This window comes from Pseudomonas helleri (genome assembly GCF_001043025.1).
Lineage (GTDB): Bacteria > Pseudomonadota > Gammaproteobacteria > Pseudomonadales > Pseudomonadaceae > Aquipseudomonas > Aquipseudomonas helleri.
On record NZ_JYLD01000011.1, the window covers coordinates 187,375 to 201,963 of the forward strand.

At 59.5% G+C, this 14,589-nt stretch carries 17 protein-coding genes; 6 read left to right on the forward strand and 11 right to left on the reverse strand.

Features of this window, described 5'->3' with window-relative positions; genetic code table 11:
• The first annotated feature begins 20 nt into the window (after positions 1–20).
• Both TU84_RS18535 and TU84_RS18540 read left to right on the forward strand, forming a co-directional pair.
• Complete coding sequence (locus tag TU84_RS18535) at positions 21–866, forward strand: AAA family ATPase (protein WP_048371566.1); 846 nt, start codon at positions 21–23, stop codon at positions 864–866.
• Positions 867–887: 21 nt separating this feature from the next.
• Positions 888–2,066: a vWA domain-containing protein gene (locus tag TU84_RS18540; protein ID WP_048371568.1), complete on the forward strand. Its 1,179-nt coding sequence runs from the start codon at positions 888–890 to the stop codon at positions 2,064–2,066.
• Positions 2,067–2,157: 91 nt separating this feature from the next.
• Here TU84_RS18540 and TU84_RS18545 read toward each other — a convergent pair whose 3' ends face one another.
• From TU84_RS18545 to TU84_RS18570, 6 genes are all read right to left on the reverse strand, one after another.
• Positions 2,158–3,075 (reverse strand): 5-oxoprolinase subunit C family protein, encoded by a 918-nt coding sequence (locus TU84_RS18545; protein ID WP_048371570.1) that lies wholly within the window; start codon positions 3,073–3,075, stop codon positions 2,158–2,160.
• The gene (locus TU84_RS18550; RefSeq protein WP_048371571.1) at positions 3,072–3,776 is read right to left on the reverse strand and encodes a 5-oxoprolinase subunit B family protein; all 705 of its coding nucleotides are present in this window, start codon (positions 3,774–3,776) and stop codon (positions 3,072–3,074) included. The genes TU84_RS18545 and TU84_RS18550 overlap by 4 nt, the downstream gene beginning before the upstream one ends.
• A complete protein-coding gene (locus TU84_RS18555; RefSeq protein ID WP_048371573.1) occupies positions 3,773–4,525 on the reverse strand; it encodes a 5-oxoprolinase subunit PxpA in 753 nt (250 codons plus the stop codon). Before TU84_RS18555 ends, TU84_RS18550 begins: the two co-directional genes overlap by 4 nt.
• A 185-nt stretch (positions 4,526–4,710) precedes the next feature.
• On the reverse strand, positions 4,711–5,244 hold the full coding sequence (locus TU84_RS18560; RefSeq protein WP_048371575.1) for a DUF2937 family protein: 534 nt from the start codon (positions 5,242–5,244) through the stop codon (positions 4,711–4,713).
• A gap of 11 nt (positions 5,245–5,255) precedes the next feature.
• Positions 5,256–6,032 carry a class II glutamine amidotransferase gene (locus tag TU84_RS18565; protein ID WP_048371577.1) on the reverse strand — a complete coding sequence of 259 codons (777 nt, stop codon included), beginning with the start codon at positions 6,030–6,032 and terminating at the stop codon, positions 5,256–5,258.
• Between the two features lie 36 nt (positions 6,033–6,068).
• Positions 6,069–6,563, reverse strand: a complete 495-nt coding sequence (locus TU84_RS18570; protein WP_048371644.1) for a hypothetical protein — start codon at positions 6,561–6,563, stop codon at positions 6,069–6,071.
• Positions 6,564–6,663: 100 nt separating this feature from the next.
• On the opposite strand from TU84_RS18570, the gene TU84_RS18575 reads away from it, so the two are divergent.
• Positions 6,664–8,709, forward strand: a complete 2,046-nt coding sequence (locus TU84_RS18575; RefSeq protein WP_048371578.1) for a S9 family peptidase — start codon at positions 6,664–6,666, stop codon at positions 8,707–8,709.
• A 75-nt stretch (positions 8,710–8,784) separates the two neighbouring features.
• Here TU84_RS18575 and TU84_RS18580 read toward each other — a convergent pair whose 3' ends face one another.
• On the reverse strand, positions 8,785–9,081 hold the full coding sequence (locus tag TU84_RS18580; RefSeq protein WP_048371580.1) for a hypothetical protein: 297 nt from the start codon (positions 9,079–9,081) through the stop codon (positions 8,785–8,787).
• 82 nt (positions 9,082–9,163) lie between these two features.
• Here TU84_RS18580 and TU84_RS18585 point away from each other — a divergent pair, with 82 nt between their 5' ends.
• From TU84_RS18585 to TU84_RS18595, 3 genes are all read left to right on the forward strand, one after another.
• Positions 9,164–9,850, forward strand: coding sequence for a spermidine synthase (locus tag TU84_RS18585; protein ID WP_048371582.1), 687 nt, complete (start codon positions 9,164–9,166; stop codon positions 9,848–9,850).
• A gap of 51 nt (positions 9,851–9,901) precedes the next feature.
• Entirely contained in the window at positions 9,902–10,276 is a 375-nt protein-coding gene (locus TU84_RS18590) for a YajD family HNH nuclease (RefSeq protein WP_048371584.1), read from the forward strand.
• A gap of 84 nt (positions 10,277–10,360) precedes the next feature.
• Complete coding sequence (locus tag TU84_RS18595) at positions 10,361–10,831, forward strand: RNA methyltransferase (protein WP_048371586.1); 471 nt, start codon at positions 10,361–10,363, stop codon at positions 10,829–10,831.
• Here TU84_RS18595 and TU84_RS18600 read toward each other — a convergent pair.
• The 4 genes from TU84_RS18600 to TU84_RS18615 form a co-directional block, all read right to left on the reverse strand.
• Positions 10,828–11,877: an AI-2E family transporter gene (locus TU84_RS18600; protein WP_048371588.1), complete on the reverse strand. Its 1,050-nt coding sequence runs from the start codon at positions 11,875–11,877 to the stop codon at positions 10,828–10,830. The genes TU84_RS18595 and TU84_RS18600 overlap by 4 nt on opposite strands.
• Positions 11,878–11,950: 73 nt before the next feature.
• On the reverse strand, positions 11,951–12,769 hold the full coding sequence (locus TU84_RS18605; RefSeq protein WP_048371589.1) for a DUF4892 domain-containing protein: 819 nt from the start codon (positions 12,767–12,769) through the stop codon (positions 11,951–11,953).
• Positions 12,770–12,881: 112 nt separating this feature from the next.
• A complete protein-coding gene (locus TU84_RS18610; protein ID WP_048371591.1) occupies positions 12,882–13,736 on the reverse strand; it encodes an alpha/beta fold hydrolase in 855 nt (284 codons plus the stop codon).
• Between the two features lie 12 nt (positions 13,737–13,748).
• Positions 13,749–14,549 carry an alpha/beta fold hydrolase gene (locus TU84_RS18615; RefSeq protein ID WP_048371593.1) on the reverse strand — a complete coding sequence of 267 codons (801 nt, stop codon included), beginning with the start codon at positions 14,547–14,549 and terminating at the stop codon, positions 13,749–13,751.
• Positions 14,550–14,589: the final 40 nt, after the last annotated feature.

Below are 14,589 nucleotides of genomic sequence, written 5' to 3' on the forward strand. Positions count from 1 at the left end.
CATGGTTTGAGGAATTGCAGATGAAGTTTGAAGGCACCCGCGCCTACGTGGCCACTGATGACCTGAAACTAGCGGTCAACGCAGCGATCACCCTGGAGCGCCCGCTGCTGGTCAAGGGCGAACCCGGCACCGGCAAGACCATGCTCGCCGAGCAGTTGGCCGAATCCTTTGGCTGCAAGCTGATTACCTGGCACATCAAGTCCACCACCAAGGCCCATCAAGGCCTGTATGAGTACGACGCCGTAAGCCGCTTGCGCGATTCGCAACTGGGCGTGGACAAAGTGCACGATGTGCGCAACTACCTTAAAAAAGGCAAATTATGGGAAGCCTTTGAGGCCGAAGAGCGGGTCATCCTGCTGATCGACGAAATCGACAAGGCCGACATCGAGTTCCCCAACGACCTGCTGCAAGAACTCGACAAGATGGAGTTCTACGTTTACGAGACCGATGAAACCATCAAGGCCAAGGTCCGCCCGATCATCATCATTACCTCCAACAACGAAAAAGAATTGCCGGATGCGTTCCTGCGCCGCTGCTTCTTCCACTACATCAACTTCCCGGATCGCACCACGCTGCAGAAGATCGTCGACGTGCACTTCCCGGACATCAAGAAAGAGCTGGTCAGTGAAGCGCTGGACGTGTTCTTCGATGTCCGAAAAGTACCCGGTCTGAAGAAAAAGCCGTCGACGTCCGAACTGGTGGATTGGCTCAAGCTGCTGATGGCCGACAACATTGGCGAAGCGGTGCTGCGTGAGCGCGACCCGACCAAAGCGATCCCGCCACTGGCCGGCGCGCTGGTGAAAAACGAGCAAGACGTGCAATTGCTGGAGCGTCTGGCGTTTATGAGCCGTCGCGGCAATCGCTGATTTTTCAAGAAGGCGATAAGCATGCTGCTTAATCTGTTCAATGAAATGCGTGCGGCCAAGGTGCCGGTTTCAGTGCGCGAACTGCTGGACTTGATCAACGCGCTGAAAAACCGTGTGACATTCGCCGACATGCACGAGTTTTACTACCTGGCGCGTACGATCCTGGTGAAGGACGAGCGCCATTTCGACAAGTTTGACCGTGCCTTCGGCGCCTATTTCAACGGCCTGCAAAACCTCAATGAACACCTTGAGGCGCTGATCCCTGAGGACTGGTTGCGCAAAGAGTTTGAACGCTCGCTGAGTGACGAGGACCGGGCGCAATTGCAGTCGCTGGGCGGCCTGGACAAGCTGATCGAGGCGTTCAAACAGCGCCTTGAAGAGCAAAAGGAACGCCATGCCGGTGGCAACAAGTGGATCGGCACAGGCGGCACCAGCCCGTTTGGCTCGGGCGGTTATCACCCCGAAGGGATTCGAGTAGGCGATGCCGGGGCGCGTCAGGGCAAGGCGGCGAAAGTCTGGGAACAGCGTGAATACAAGAACCTCGATGATCAGGTCGAGTTGGGCACCCGCAATATCAAGGTAGCGTTGCGTCGCCTGCGCAAGTTTGCCCGCCAGGGCGCCGCCGATGAACTGGATATCGACGGCACCATCGACCACACGGCCCGCGATGCCGGGTTGTTGAATATCCAGATGCGGCCCGAGCGGCGCAACAACATCAAGCTGTTGTTGCTGTTCGATATTGGCGGCTCGATGGATTCCCACGTAAAAACCTGCGAGGAGTTGTTCTCGGCCTGCAAGACCGAGTTCAAGCATCTGGAGTACTACTACTTCCACAACTTTATTTATGAGTCGATGTGGAAAAACAACCAGCGTCGCCACGTCGAACGTATCGCCACACAAGATGTGCTCAACACCTACGGCGCCGATTACAAAGTGATTTTTATCGGTGACGCAGCGATGGGCCCGTATGAAATCACCCACGCCGGGGGCAGTGTCGAGCACTGGAACGAAGAGCCGGGCTACAAGTGGATGCAGCGTTTTATGGAGAAATATAAAAAGCTGATCTGGATTAACCCGTATCCTAAAGATACCTGGAAATACACGGCATCGACCGGGATTGTGCAGGACCTGGTTGAAGACCGGATGTACCCGCTGACCCTGGACGGGCTGGAAGAAGGGATGCGGTTTTTGGCTAAGTAATCCCGTTTTTTTTGTAGGAGCGAGCTTGCCTCGCGATCTTTTTAAAAGATCAAAAGATCGCGAGGCAAGCTCGCTCCTACGGGGTTCGGGGTTAGATGAAGCGTTGCATAAAAGCCTGGTGCTGGCGCTGTGCGGCTTCTTGGGTGACAGGCCGCAAGTAGACGGTCTCCCCCGGCACACATTGTGCCAAACGCGCCAGCGCCAAAGGGGTTAATGCCCCCAGGCGCGGGTAGCCGCCAATGGTCTGCCGGTCATTGAGCAAGACAATTGGCTGGCCATCGGGCGGTACCTGGATCGCGCCCAGCGGAATGCCTTCAGAGATCATCGGCGCGCCCTGATACTCCAGCGCCGGGCCCTGCAAGCGGATACCCATGCGGTCTGCGCGGCTGTCGAGGGTCCACGGCTGATTGAAGGCATCGAACGTGCTTTGCCCACTAAACGCGCCGATCTGCGCGCCCAGTACCACATCCAGCAAGGGGTTGGCAGTAAAGCCGGGGTGTTGCGCAAGGGGAATGTCACGTAGCGCAGACGGCTCTGCGGTGTAATTCAGCTCATCGCCAATGGCCAACGCACGACCGAAACCATCGGGGCCACCCAGTTGCTCACGCACCACCGTTGCACTGCTGCCCAGTACCTGCGGCGCGACAAACCCGCCGGGGGCTGCCAGATAGGCACGAGCGCCCAACAGTGGCTGGGTAAAGCTCAGGGTCTGGCCTTTTTTCAACTCGATAAACCGCCAGGGCTTTAGTGCTTTACCGTCGACGCTTGCCGCCAGATCGGCGCCCGCCAGCGCCAGGGTGCAATCGCTCTGGGCAATCAGGCTCATGCCGCCCAAGGTGATCTCAATGACCGCCGCGCCTGGCGCATTACCTAATAGCCAGTTGGCCCACGTCATCGACAACCAGTCTGCGGCTCCGCCTTGGGTCACGCCCAAATGCCGTACACCAAAACGTCCGGCATCTTGCAACAGACACATCGGGTTGCTGGCCTTGATCAGTAAACGGCTCATGCAAAAGCCTCCTGAGGCGTGTCGTCACCGCCTAAACGGATGAATTCTGCGTGGGAAACAGCCTCGAATTGCACGGTATCGCCGGGTTGCATCAAGCTGTAGCCCTCTCGATTGCGATCAAACAGAGCGCTCGGGGTGCGGCCGATAAGGTTCCAGCCACCGGGCGATTGCGCCGGGTAAGCCGCCGTTTGCCGCTCGGCAATGCCCACGCTGCCTGCGGCCACACGCTTGCGCGGTGTGTTCAGGCGTGGCGCGGCAAGGGCTTCTTCGACCAGCCCCATAAAGGCGAAACCGGGGGCGAAGCCCAAGGCGAACACTTGATATTCACGCTCGCTGTGGCGGCGAATCACCTCACTGACGGGGCCGCCAATGCGCGCGGCCAGCAGCGAAAGTTCCGGGCCGACACTGAGGTCGTACCACACCGGCAGCACATGGCGCTGGCCAAGGCGCTGTGTTTCGGGACGCAGGTCCGTGATGGCCTGGCCGATCATGTGCCGGGCCTCGGCCGGGGTCAGCGCCAAGCCGTCGTAATGCACCATCAAGGTGGTGTAGGACGGCACCAGGTCTATCAGATGGTCGGCAAATACAGCGCGCAGTCGCTCGCTGGCCGCCAGCATCCACGGCATGTTGCTTTCCGAGATTTCATCGAACAGACGCAGCATCAGGCAGTCGATGGCCACGACTTCAATCCGCGGCTTCATGGCTGCGCCTGCTGGTTCAGGGCTTCACGAATGCGCCGCACGGCCGCCACCGAGCTGGCGTTGTCGCCGTGTACACACAAGGTCGTGGCGTGCAGGTGCAAGGCGCTGCCGTCGCTGGCCGTCAAAGGCTGGCCTGCGGCAATCGTCAGCGCTTGCTGGACGATGACATCTGCTTGATGGTGCACGGCGCCGGGTAACTGGCGCGAGACCAAGTGCCCGGCGCTGTCGTAGGCCCGGTCGGCAAAGGCTTCGAACCACAGGGTCAGACCAAACTCATCGCCAATGGCCTGGGCCGCGCTGTTGTCACGCGTGGCCATCAGCATCAGCGGCAAGCTGACATCGTAGGCGGCGACCGCCTGAACCACGGCGCGCAACTGCGCAGGGTTGGCCATCATGTCGTTGTACATCGCGCCGTGGGGTTTGACGTAGCTGACGCGCGAGCCCTGGGCGCGGCAGATGCCGTCCAGTGCGCCGATCTGATAATGCAGCAGGTCTTGCAGCTCTTGCGCCGAGTAGGCCATGGAGCGCCGACCGAAGCCCGCCAGGTCTTGATACGCCGGGTGCGCGCCGATCAGCACATTGTTCGCCAGCGCCAGGCCCACAGTTTTGCGCATGATCCCCGGATCACCGGCGTGAAAGCCGCATGCGATGTTTGCGCAATCAATAAATGGCATCACCTCGGCATCCAGGCCCAGGGTCCAGTTGCCAAAACTTTCGCCAATGTCGCAGTTCAATAACAGGCGGCTCACGGTGATGCTCCTGTGGTCTTTTTAGAAGTTAGGTGCAGGCATTTTTCGACAGCAACAGGCGGTTAGTCCAACTAATAAAAGCAGGGTATGGGGATAAGAAAAGTTGATGGCTTGATGCTGCCTCGCGATTTTTTAAACATCAAAAGATCGCGAGGCAAGCTCGCTCCAACAGCGGGACGCGGGGTTTAGCTGTTGCGTTCGCGGCGGGCGATGCGTTCGCGCTGGCGTTTGCCGCCCAGCACGACCCAGTCCACCAGCCGGAAGAAGCCTTCGATGATGAAGGAAAACAGCAATGCACCGGCCATTGCCCAGCCAATGGCGGTGGGCGACAGCAGTACCTGGTAGGTGTAGGCGTTGAGCGTTTCCTGGCGGATGTCCGGGTCGGCCGCATAGGCCACTTGAAGGGCGCGGATGTACCACGGGCCTTGCATGGCCTGGAACTGATCGTCGAGCAGGCGCTGGCGGTTGAGCAAGGTGCTCAGGCTGGTGGCATCGCTGCGAAACACCGGGTCGTCACTGGCCTGGTAATGCGCCACCAGGGCGTGCAGGTCACCTTTGAAGAATTGGTTGGCGGTGTTCTGGAAACCGGCCAGCCCGGTCTGGGCTTCGATCAGGTGCGCTTCCACGCGGTTGGCGTAGTCGTTGATAAAGCCCGGCACTTGCACGCCCAGTAACAGGCCCAGCGTAAACAGCACCAACCGCAGGTAACTCAGCCACATACACGCGTCCCTTAATCAGTTTTTCCGTGGCTGATGCGCTCACCGCGGCGCCACAGGCTCCAGTGGCCAGGCTCATAGCGCGTCCAGACTTCGTTTTCGGTCAAAGGCTCGGTGGCGATCACCGTCACGACGTCGTTAGGCGTTGTTTCTGACTGGAAGTCGACGATCACGTCGACATCTTTCAATCTGGCTGGGCCAAACGGGGCGCGTCGAGTGATGTGCACCAGTTTGGTTGAGCAGTAGCAAAACAGCCAATCGCCATCACTGAGCATGCAGTTGAACACGCCCTTGCTGCGAAACTCGGCGCAGGCCTGGGTCAGCACCGGGATCAGCTCTTCGACTTCAACCGGCTCCGGAAACGCTTCACGCACGCGGTTGAGTAAATCGCAGAAAGCCGCTTCGCTGTCGGTGTCGCCAATCGGCCGGTAGAAGCTGGCGCTCGGTGAGAAGTCAGCCAATTGGCCGTTGTGTGCAAAGCACCAGTTACGGCCCCATAACTCGCGGACAAACGGGTGGGTGTTGGACAAGCAGACTTTGCCGACGTTGGCCTGGCGGATATGACCAATCACCACTTCGCTTTTGATCGGATAACGCTGCACCAGCAACGCGACTTCAGAGTCGCAACTGGCGGCCGGGTCCTGGAACAAACGCAGACCGCGACCTTCATAAAAGGCAATACCCCAGCCATCACGATGCGGGCCGGTACGCCCGCCACGCTGCATCAAGCCGGTAAAACTGAACACAATATCAGTCGGGACATTGGCGCTCATGCCCAATAATTCACACACGCTCGCACACTCGCATTCAAGCTCAACGAAAAGAAATCAGACCCGCGGTTCAACCCGGTTCGAGCCTGCCGGACGCGGCGCAGGCGGACGACCGTAACGGTCATCACCGGCCGAGCCGAATGGCTGGTCATCTTCCGGGTCAATTTTGCGGTTTTGCTCAGCAACTGCGCTTTGCGCCTGACGTGCCTTGCGGGCACGCTCGATTGGCCAGCGAATAAACACAAACACCGCGTACAGGCAAAACGCAAACAGGGTGTACATCAACAAGTCAGACGCAGCACGCCAGACGTTGTCACCCACCTTGAACGCCAGGTCCAGGGCCGAGATGGCCACCGCCGGGGCGAATTGATCTTTGACCGGGTCAATAATGGTCGGGCTGAACAGCAGCACCGCCATCAGGATGCGTAATGGCTCACGTAACCAGCGCCACATAAAGCGGGTCAGGCGGCACCATACGAGCAGGCAGCCTAAAGCGGCGAAGGCGTATAAGCCCCAGGCGATCAGATAGTCGTTCTCGGTCATGGTATCCATGGTCGGCAGGCAATGAAGCGCTATGATAACGGCTTTTCGAGAGTGCGGCTGCACCGCCGTCAGCGTCACTTCTATTCATTCAGATTTCAGAGAACGCTCAATGACCGAATCAGCCTACGCAAACAGCGCACCAATCGCACATAAGGTCGAGGGTTCTGACCCCTACGCATGGTTACAAAATCGCGATAGCAAAGAGGTTTTGGACTACCTGATAGCGGAAAACAACTACCAGGAAGCGCAACTGGCCGACCAGGCCGAATTGCGCGAAACGCTGTTTCAAGAGATCAAGGGACGGATTCGCGAGACGGACTTGTCGCTCCCCTCCCCTTGGGGCCCTTACCTGTATTACACCCGCACCCAGGCCGGTGACGAATACGCCCGCCACTACCGCTGCCCGCGCCCGGCCGATGACAGCCAACAGGTCGACGAAAACGCCGAGCAGTTGCTGCTGGACCCGAACGCCCTGGCCAATGGCGGGTTTATTTCATTGGGTGCGTTCAGTATCAGCCCGGACCATCAGCGACTGGCCTATAGCCTGGACACCAGCGGCGAAGAAACCTACCGCCTGTTCGTCAAAGAGCTGGCCATTGGCGCCGTCACTGAACTGCCCTTTGAGGACTGCGATGGCAGCATGACCTGGGCCAATGACAGCCAGACCCTGTTTTTTGCAACGCTGGACGACACTCATCGCCCGCACAAACTGTGGCGTCATACCTTGGGTGAAACCGGGGCCCATGAGGTGTTTCATGAAGCGGACGGGCGATTTTTCCTGCATTGCTACCGTTCAAGTTCCGAACGCCAACTCATCCTGTTGCTCAACAGCAAAACCACCAGTGAAACCTGGGTGCTGGACGCCGAGCAGCCGCAACAGGCATTTCGCTGTTTGGCGCCACGGGTTGAAGGCCACGATTACAGCGTCGATCATGGCCTGCACGAAGACCAGTGGGCGTGGTTTATCCGCACCAATCAGGACGGGATTAACTTTGCGCTGTATTACGCGCTGGGTGACGCCCCGCAGCGCAGTGAGTGGCAACGCCTGATCGCCCATGACGACCAGGTCATGCTTGAAGGCCTGACGCTGAACGCCAAGGCGCTGTGCCTGAGCCTGCGCGAAGGCGGCCTACCGATTATTGAGATCCGTCCGAACGGTTTGCCGTCATACCGCGTGCAACTACCAGACGCAGCCTACAGCCTGTATGTGCAAGACAACCTTGAGTTCCAGGGTGCGCACATCCGCCTGCGTTACGAGTCGCTGAATCGCCCGGCGCAAGTCCGCCAGCTGACGCTGACCGATGGCGAACAAAAGGTCCTCAAGGAAACGCCGGTACTCGGGCCGTTCAATGCCGATGACTACGTCAGCCAACGTTTGTGGGCCACTGCGCCGGATGGCACCCAGGTGCCCATTAGCCTGGTGGTAAAGCGTGATGCGCTGGGCAAACCGACACCGCTGTATCTGTATGGTTACGGCGCCTATGGCGAAAGCCTTGACCCGTGGTTTTCCCACGCACGCCTGAGTTTGCTTGAACGCGGCGTGGCGTTTGCCATTGCCCATGTGCGCGGCGGCGGCGAGCTGGGCGAGGCGTGGTATCGCGCGGGCAAGCAGGAGCATAAACACAACACATTTAGCGATTTTATTGCTTGTGCCGAGCATTTGATCGACCAAGGGCTGACCCGCAGCGAGCAATTGGTGATCAGTGGCGGCAGCGCGGGCGGCCTGTTGATAGGGGCAGTGCTCAATCAACGTCCGGAACTGTTCAAGGCGGCGATTGCTGAAGTGCCGTTTGTTGATGTGCTCAACACCATGCTCGACCCGGATTTGCCGCTGACGGTGACCGAATACGACGAGTGGGGAAACCCGCAGGAGCCTGAGGTCTACGACCGCATCAAGGCCTACGCGCCTTATGAGAATGTGGCGGCGCAGGCGTACCCGGCGATGCTGGTGATCGCCGGGTACAACGACAGCCGTGTGCAGTATTGGGAGGCGGCCAAATGGGTGGCCAAGCTGCGCGCCACCAAGACCGACGACCATTTGCTACTGCTTAAAACTGAGCTGGAAGCCGGCCATGGCGGCATGAGCGGCCGCTATCAGGGCCTGCGCGACGTCGCGCTGGAGTATGCGTTTGTGTTTAAGGTGTTGGGGATTTAAGCCTTTGCGGTTGTCGGCCTGCAAGCAACGGGTTGCGCTGCAACCCTTCGCAGCCTGCGGCAGCGACTACGGCGGTCAGTCCGCCGGGATCTTGGCTTTCGGGTCTTTGGCTTCAAGCCCGGGTATCGGCTGATCTTTGGGCGGTGGCTGCGGCAGGTCTATCGGCGGCAGCGGCACAAGGCTGCTGTTGCCGGGGGCAGGCTTGGGCGCTGCACGTGGGGTGACCTGCGGGTATGGCGTAGGTGTAGCAGTGCCCGGCGAACCCGGTGCGGATGTCACCGGGACACTCGGAATGGGGGTTAACTCCGCTGCCTGAGCCGCACTTATCGAGAGCGCGCCCCACACAATGGCCGTTAGAATAGTGCGTTTCATCAATGACTCCGTTGCCAGACCAGCTTGTATGCCGTCAGGCTACTCGCAACCAGCTGATTTTGTCCTCTTCTATGAGACTTCCATGAAACGTTTTGTTTTGCTCGACACCACCCCGATCCCCGAAAATGGCGGCGCCTTGTGCCTGTTTGAGTATGGTGAAGACTTCGTTATCAAGATTCAGGGGGGTGACGGCGGCCAGTTGATGAACACCCGCATGCATGGCTCTGAAGATGCTCTGGCTGAGATCCCGTGCCGTAAAGTGGCCGGTCGCACGAACTCACGGGTGCTGATTGGCGGCCTGGGTATGGGCTTCACCCTGGCTGCGGCCCTCAAACATTTGGGCAAGACAGCCGAAGTGGTGGTCGCGGAACTGGTACCCGGCGTTGTGGAATGGAACCGCGGCCCGCTCGGCGAGAAAGCCGGCAACCCCTTGCAAGACCCGCGTGCGGTGATTCGTGTCGAGGACGTGGCCAAGGTGCTGCAAGCCGAACCCAATGGCTTTGACGCGATCATGCTCGACGTCGATAACGGCCCCGAAGGCCTGACCCAAAAAGCCAACAGTTGGCTGTACTCAGCCGGTGGCTTGAGTGCTTGCGCCAAGGCATTGCGCCCCAAAGGCGTGCTGGCCGTCTGGTCGGCAAGCGCCGACAAGCAGTTTTCGGACAAGCTGCGCAAAGCAGGCTTCAAATCCGAGGAAGTGCAAGTCTTCGCCCACGGCAACAAGGGCACGCGTCACACGATCTGGATTGCGGAAAAAATCAAAGGCTGATCAACAGCTAAACTTCACGACATAACCGTCATTCGTCTTAAGGTGAACCCCATGAGTTCAGCAAACCCACCCTCCCACACCGCCAAGCTGGACCGCATCATGGCCGATGCCCAGCGTGACCGTGAAATGGGCTATCGCGACAAAGCCCTGAAAATGTACCCCCACGTGTGCGGCCGCTGCACCCGAGAGTTCTCGGGCAAACGCCTGAGCGAGTTGACGGTTCATCACCGCGACCACAACCATGACAACAACCCGCAGGACGGCTCCAACTGGGAGCTGCTGTGCTTGTACTGCCACGACAACGAACACTCGCGCTACACCGACCAGCAGTACTTTTCGGACAGCTCACTCAGCACCCCTAAAGTTGCCAAGGCCACTCATAACCCGTTTGCGGCGCTGGCCGGGTTGATGAAAAAAGACGAGTAAGCGCTTCTTGTCGCCGGGTGTTGGCGCCGGTGGGCGGGCCATGTGCTGGTATACTCGCGTCTTTTTTCAGAAAGGCACCGGCACGTGGCAGACAAACGGTACAGCTGCATTGGTTTGTATAACCCCAAATCACCGGAAAACGTCGGCTCGGTGATGCGTGCGGCTGGTTGCTACAACGTGGCTTCGGTGTTTTACACCGGCAAACGTTATGAGCGCGCCCGCGACTTCATCACCGATACCAAGAAGATCCATCAGGATATTCCGCTGATTGGCATCGACGACCTCAAAAAAATCATCCCGTTGGGCTGCATCCCGGTCGCCGTTGAACTGGTCGAGGGCGCACGCTCTTTGCCCGAGTACACGCACCCGGACCGGGCGATTTACATCTTTGGCCCCGAAGACGGCTCGCTGGATAAAGAGGTGCTGGACTGGTGTGAGGATGTGATTTACATCCCGACCAATGGCTGCATGAACCTTGCAGCCACGGTCAATGTGGTGTTGTACGACCGCTTGGCCAAGGGCAAGAACACGCGTTCCGGCCCCAAATTTGGCTAAGGTTTTTTACCGTACTGCTGGCCGGTGCTCCAATCGACCAGCAGGCTGTAAGCAATCGCCAGCAAGGTCGGCCCGATAAACAGGCCAATAAAGCCGAAAGCAATCAACCCGCCAAACACCCCCAGCAATACTATCACCAGCGGCAAGTTGCCGCCCCGGCTGATCAGGTAGGGTTTGAGCACGTTGTCGACACCGCTGATGATCAGCGTGCCCCAGATGCCCAGGAAAATCGCCATGCCATACTCGCCTTTCCAGGCCAGCCAGGCGGTGGCCGGGATCCAGACCAAGGGCGGGCCCATGGGGATCAGGCTAAGCAGGAAGGTGGCCAAACCGAGCACCAGCGCCCCCGGCACACCGGCGATCAAAAAGCCGATCAGCGCCAGCAAGGCCTGGGCTGCTGCCGTACCAATCACCCCGTTAACCACCCGCTGCACGGTGCCTGCCACCAATTCCTGATAGTAATCTGCGCGCTCGCCGATCAGCCGCACCAGCAGGCTATGGACGAACATCGCCAGGCGCGGGCCGTCCCGGTAGAAAAAGAACACGAAGACAATGCTCAGGGTCAGCTCAAGAATCCCGCCGCCGATTTGCGCACTGCGCGCCAGCAGCCAGTTACCCACCTGCCCCAGGTAAGGTTTGACCGCCACGATCATGGCCGCGCCTTGCTGATCGATGGTGTTCCACATGCCGACCAGCCGCTCACCGACCAGCGGAATGCCAGCAAGCCAGGTCGGCGCTTCGGGCAAGCCTTCAAGCTGTACATCTTTGACAAAGGTGGTGGCGTCACGCACGTGGTCTGCCAGGTTAAAGCCCAGCCACACCAGCGGCCCGGCCACCAGCAGCATCCAGCCAACGGTCAGGATGCTGGCGGCCAATGTCTCGCGACCGTTGAGCCAGCGCGTTAAGAGACGCATCAAGGGCCAACTGGCGAATGCCAGCACCGCCCCCCAGAACAAAGCCGACCAAAACGGTGCCATCACCCACAGGCTGGCGCCGAACAGCACCACGAGCAGGATCTGCACCAACAGGCGATCGTTATTGAGCATGTAGGTTCCGCAGACAATTGAGGTTTCGAATAGAAGCGACGACTACCAGAGTGTAGCCGCCGTTTTGCAGGGTTTAGCGCAACAACTCCAGATGCAGGCCCTTGGCCGGTTTGGTCCCCAGGTCCATGCGAGCGGCGCGCACACCGCCTTTGATCAAGGCATCACGCCAGGCCGCTGCCTGGGTGCCGGTCAAACTGACCCGGGAGGTGACATCAAGGTTCAATGCCCGGGCGATCAGGGTGACCCATTGTGCGTCCGGCTCACCGGTCAGTTTCGGGAAGTCCAGCTCGCCTGTGCTTTTCAACTGGCGTTGCAAGGTCGCTGAGGTGGGCAGCAGGTCGCCAAGATCGGCGCTGGCCTGGAGTTGCTCGACGTGCAGATAAGCTTTGCGCCCACCCCGATTGATGCCATACAAGGCGACCAGCTGATTCTGCTCTGGCGCAGCCCGGCGCATCAACAAGTAGGACTGCTGATCATCCGCCCCCACGAGTTTGGAGTTGCCAAACACTTCATTGGCCCACAGGCTGCTTTCACCGCAATCGCGGCCCTGACACCAGAACAGCAGCTCGGCGCCTTCTTTTTGCAAGGCTTCACGGGCTGCCGTAAAGGCTTCAGAGCCCGTATGCTCGGCGGGCAGTTCGTACGTCACGGCGGTGGTTTGACCACGGCTGTTGACCTGCCCTTCAAACCGCAGGCGGCCACTGATTTTGCGAATTGAGCCCATGGGGTAAATGCGTTCGATGTCGGGCTTTACGCTGTAATCGACAATTTGCGCGTCGGCCAGCCGGGGCAGACCTTGCAGGTCTTGGCTGCCTGGCACATCCGCAGCCGATGCCCAGGTACTCAGGCAACTCAGGCCCAGCGCCCAGATAAAACGAGTGGGTATGTTCATCGGCGTCTCACGGTTGAGAGCGGATGGCCTTTGCAGGGCGCAGCGGTGTAGTGATCCATGATGGTTGTCTCCCCTTTCAAGCCGCCAAGCCTCGACAGTTGGCCTGCGCAAGTCAAGGAGTGACGAAGAACCGATTGAAACAGTCTGCAACAAGGGTTGCTCCAGCCTCGTCATTCAGGTGCAAATGATGACCGCCGGCTAACCGTTCCAAGGTAAAGGGTAGACGATCCAACAGCTCAGGGTGGCTGGCCAGCATGCCCTCTTCGGCCACCACCAGCATGGTCGGGCACGTGACCCGGCGCACGAACGACATGGCCTGCGCATCGGTCAGTCGAAGCGGTGACGGCAACGTCAAGCGGCTGTCACTGCGCCAGCTGTAGCCTCCAGGCACGGGCATCAAGCCACGCTGGGCAAGCAGTTCGGCCGCTTCGCGACTGACAGCCACCATGCCCTTCATGCGCGCTTCAATGGCTCGATCAAGGGTGGGGTGTACCGATTTGCGCTTGTGCCCATGGGCCAGCTGCGCCTCAAGGGCCTTGCCCATGTTCTCGGCCGCGTCAATGTCGGGGCCGCTGCGCAGGACGATGCCGTCGATCAAGGCCAACCGGGTGACCCGCTCGGGGAACGAGCCCGCGATGATCACCGAGACAATCGCGCCCAGCGAATGCCCCAACAGGGCAAACTGCTTCCAGCCCAGTTGCTCGGCGACACACAGCACGTCAAACGCGTAATCGGCCAACGCATAACCCGCCCCACGCGGGCGGTGATCCGAGTGGCCATGACCGGCGAAATCCACTGCCACGATACGCAAGCCTGAGAGTTTGGGCGCCAGCCGGGCAAAGCTGTTGGCGTTGTCCAGCCAGCCATGCAGGGCGATGACCGGCAGACCGTCTTGCGGGCCAAAAATATGCGCTGCCAGTTCGATATGCGGCAGGCTCAGACGGATTTCTTCAACCACAGGGCTCATGCAGGGTGCTCTTTAGAGGCCGGGTTGACGCAGTTCCCAGCGGGCAAAAATGTGTTTGAGCAGGTGGGCGGTTTCTTGCGGTTGCTCCAGCGGGAACATGTGCCCGCCCGGCACGCTCAGCGACTCACCGAGGGGCAAACGCGCCACGGCGCGGGCATGATGGCGCATGACCACGCGGCTGTCTTGCCCGCGCACCACGGTTAAAGGCACCTGCAATTGCAGGATACGTCCGGGACTGGTGTGGGGAACACCGCGGTAGATGTTGATTTCAGTGGCCGGATCAAAGCTCAGGCGCAAGCGGTCATCAACGGCTTGCAGGCCATGCTCGAGGTAGGCATCAAAACAATCGGGATCGAAGCTGCGAAACAATGCCTTGCCCGCGAAGTATTCCCGTGCAGCTGCGCGGTCAGCAAACTCTTCACGGCGCCCCAGGGTACGACCTGCCGGGGTGAGGCGGTCGATGAAACCAAAACGCTTGGCGGCACGAATCATCCATTGATCGGCCACTGTCAGCACCGGGGAATCCAGCATGACCACGCCTTTGTACAAATGCGGGCAGCGTAACGCGGCGTGCAGGTGCAACATGCCGCCCAGCGAATGGCCGACGCCGAGCACCGGTTCGTCTTGTTGTTGCAGGTGATAAATCAGCTCATCGACCAGATTGCGCCAATTATTGTCCACCGGGAACCGCGGGTCGTGCCCGTGCTGCGGCAAACGCGCAACGCTGAAGTCCGGCGCCAGGGCGTCAAACAATTTGCCGTAGGTGCCTGAGGGGAATCCATTGGCATGGGCGAAGAAAATCTGCCGAGACATACAAGGCGTCCATACATAGGAAGTACGCCTTATTGTCTGT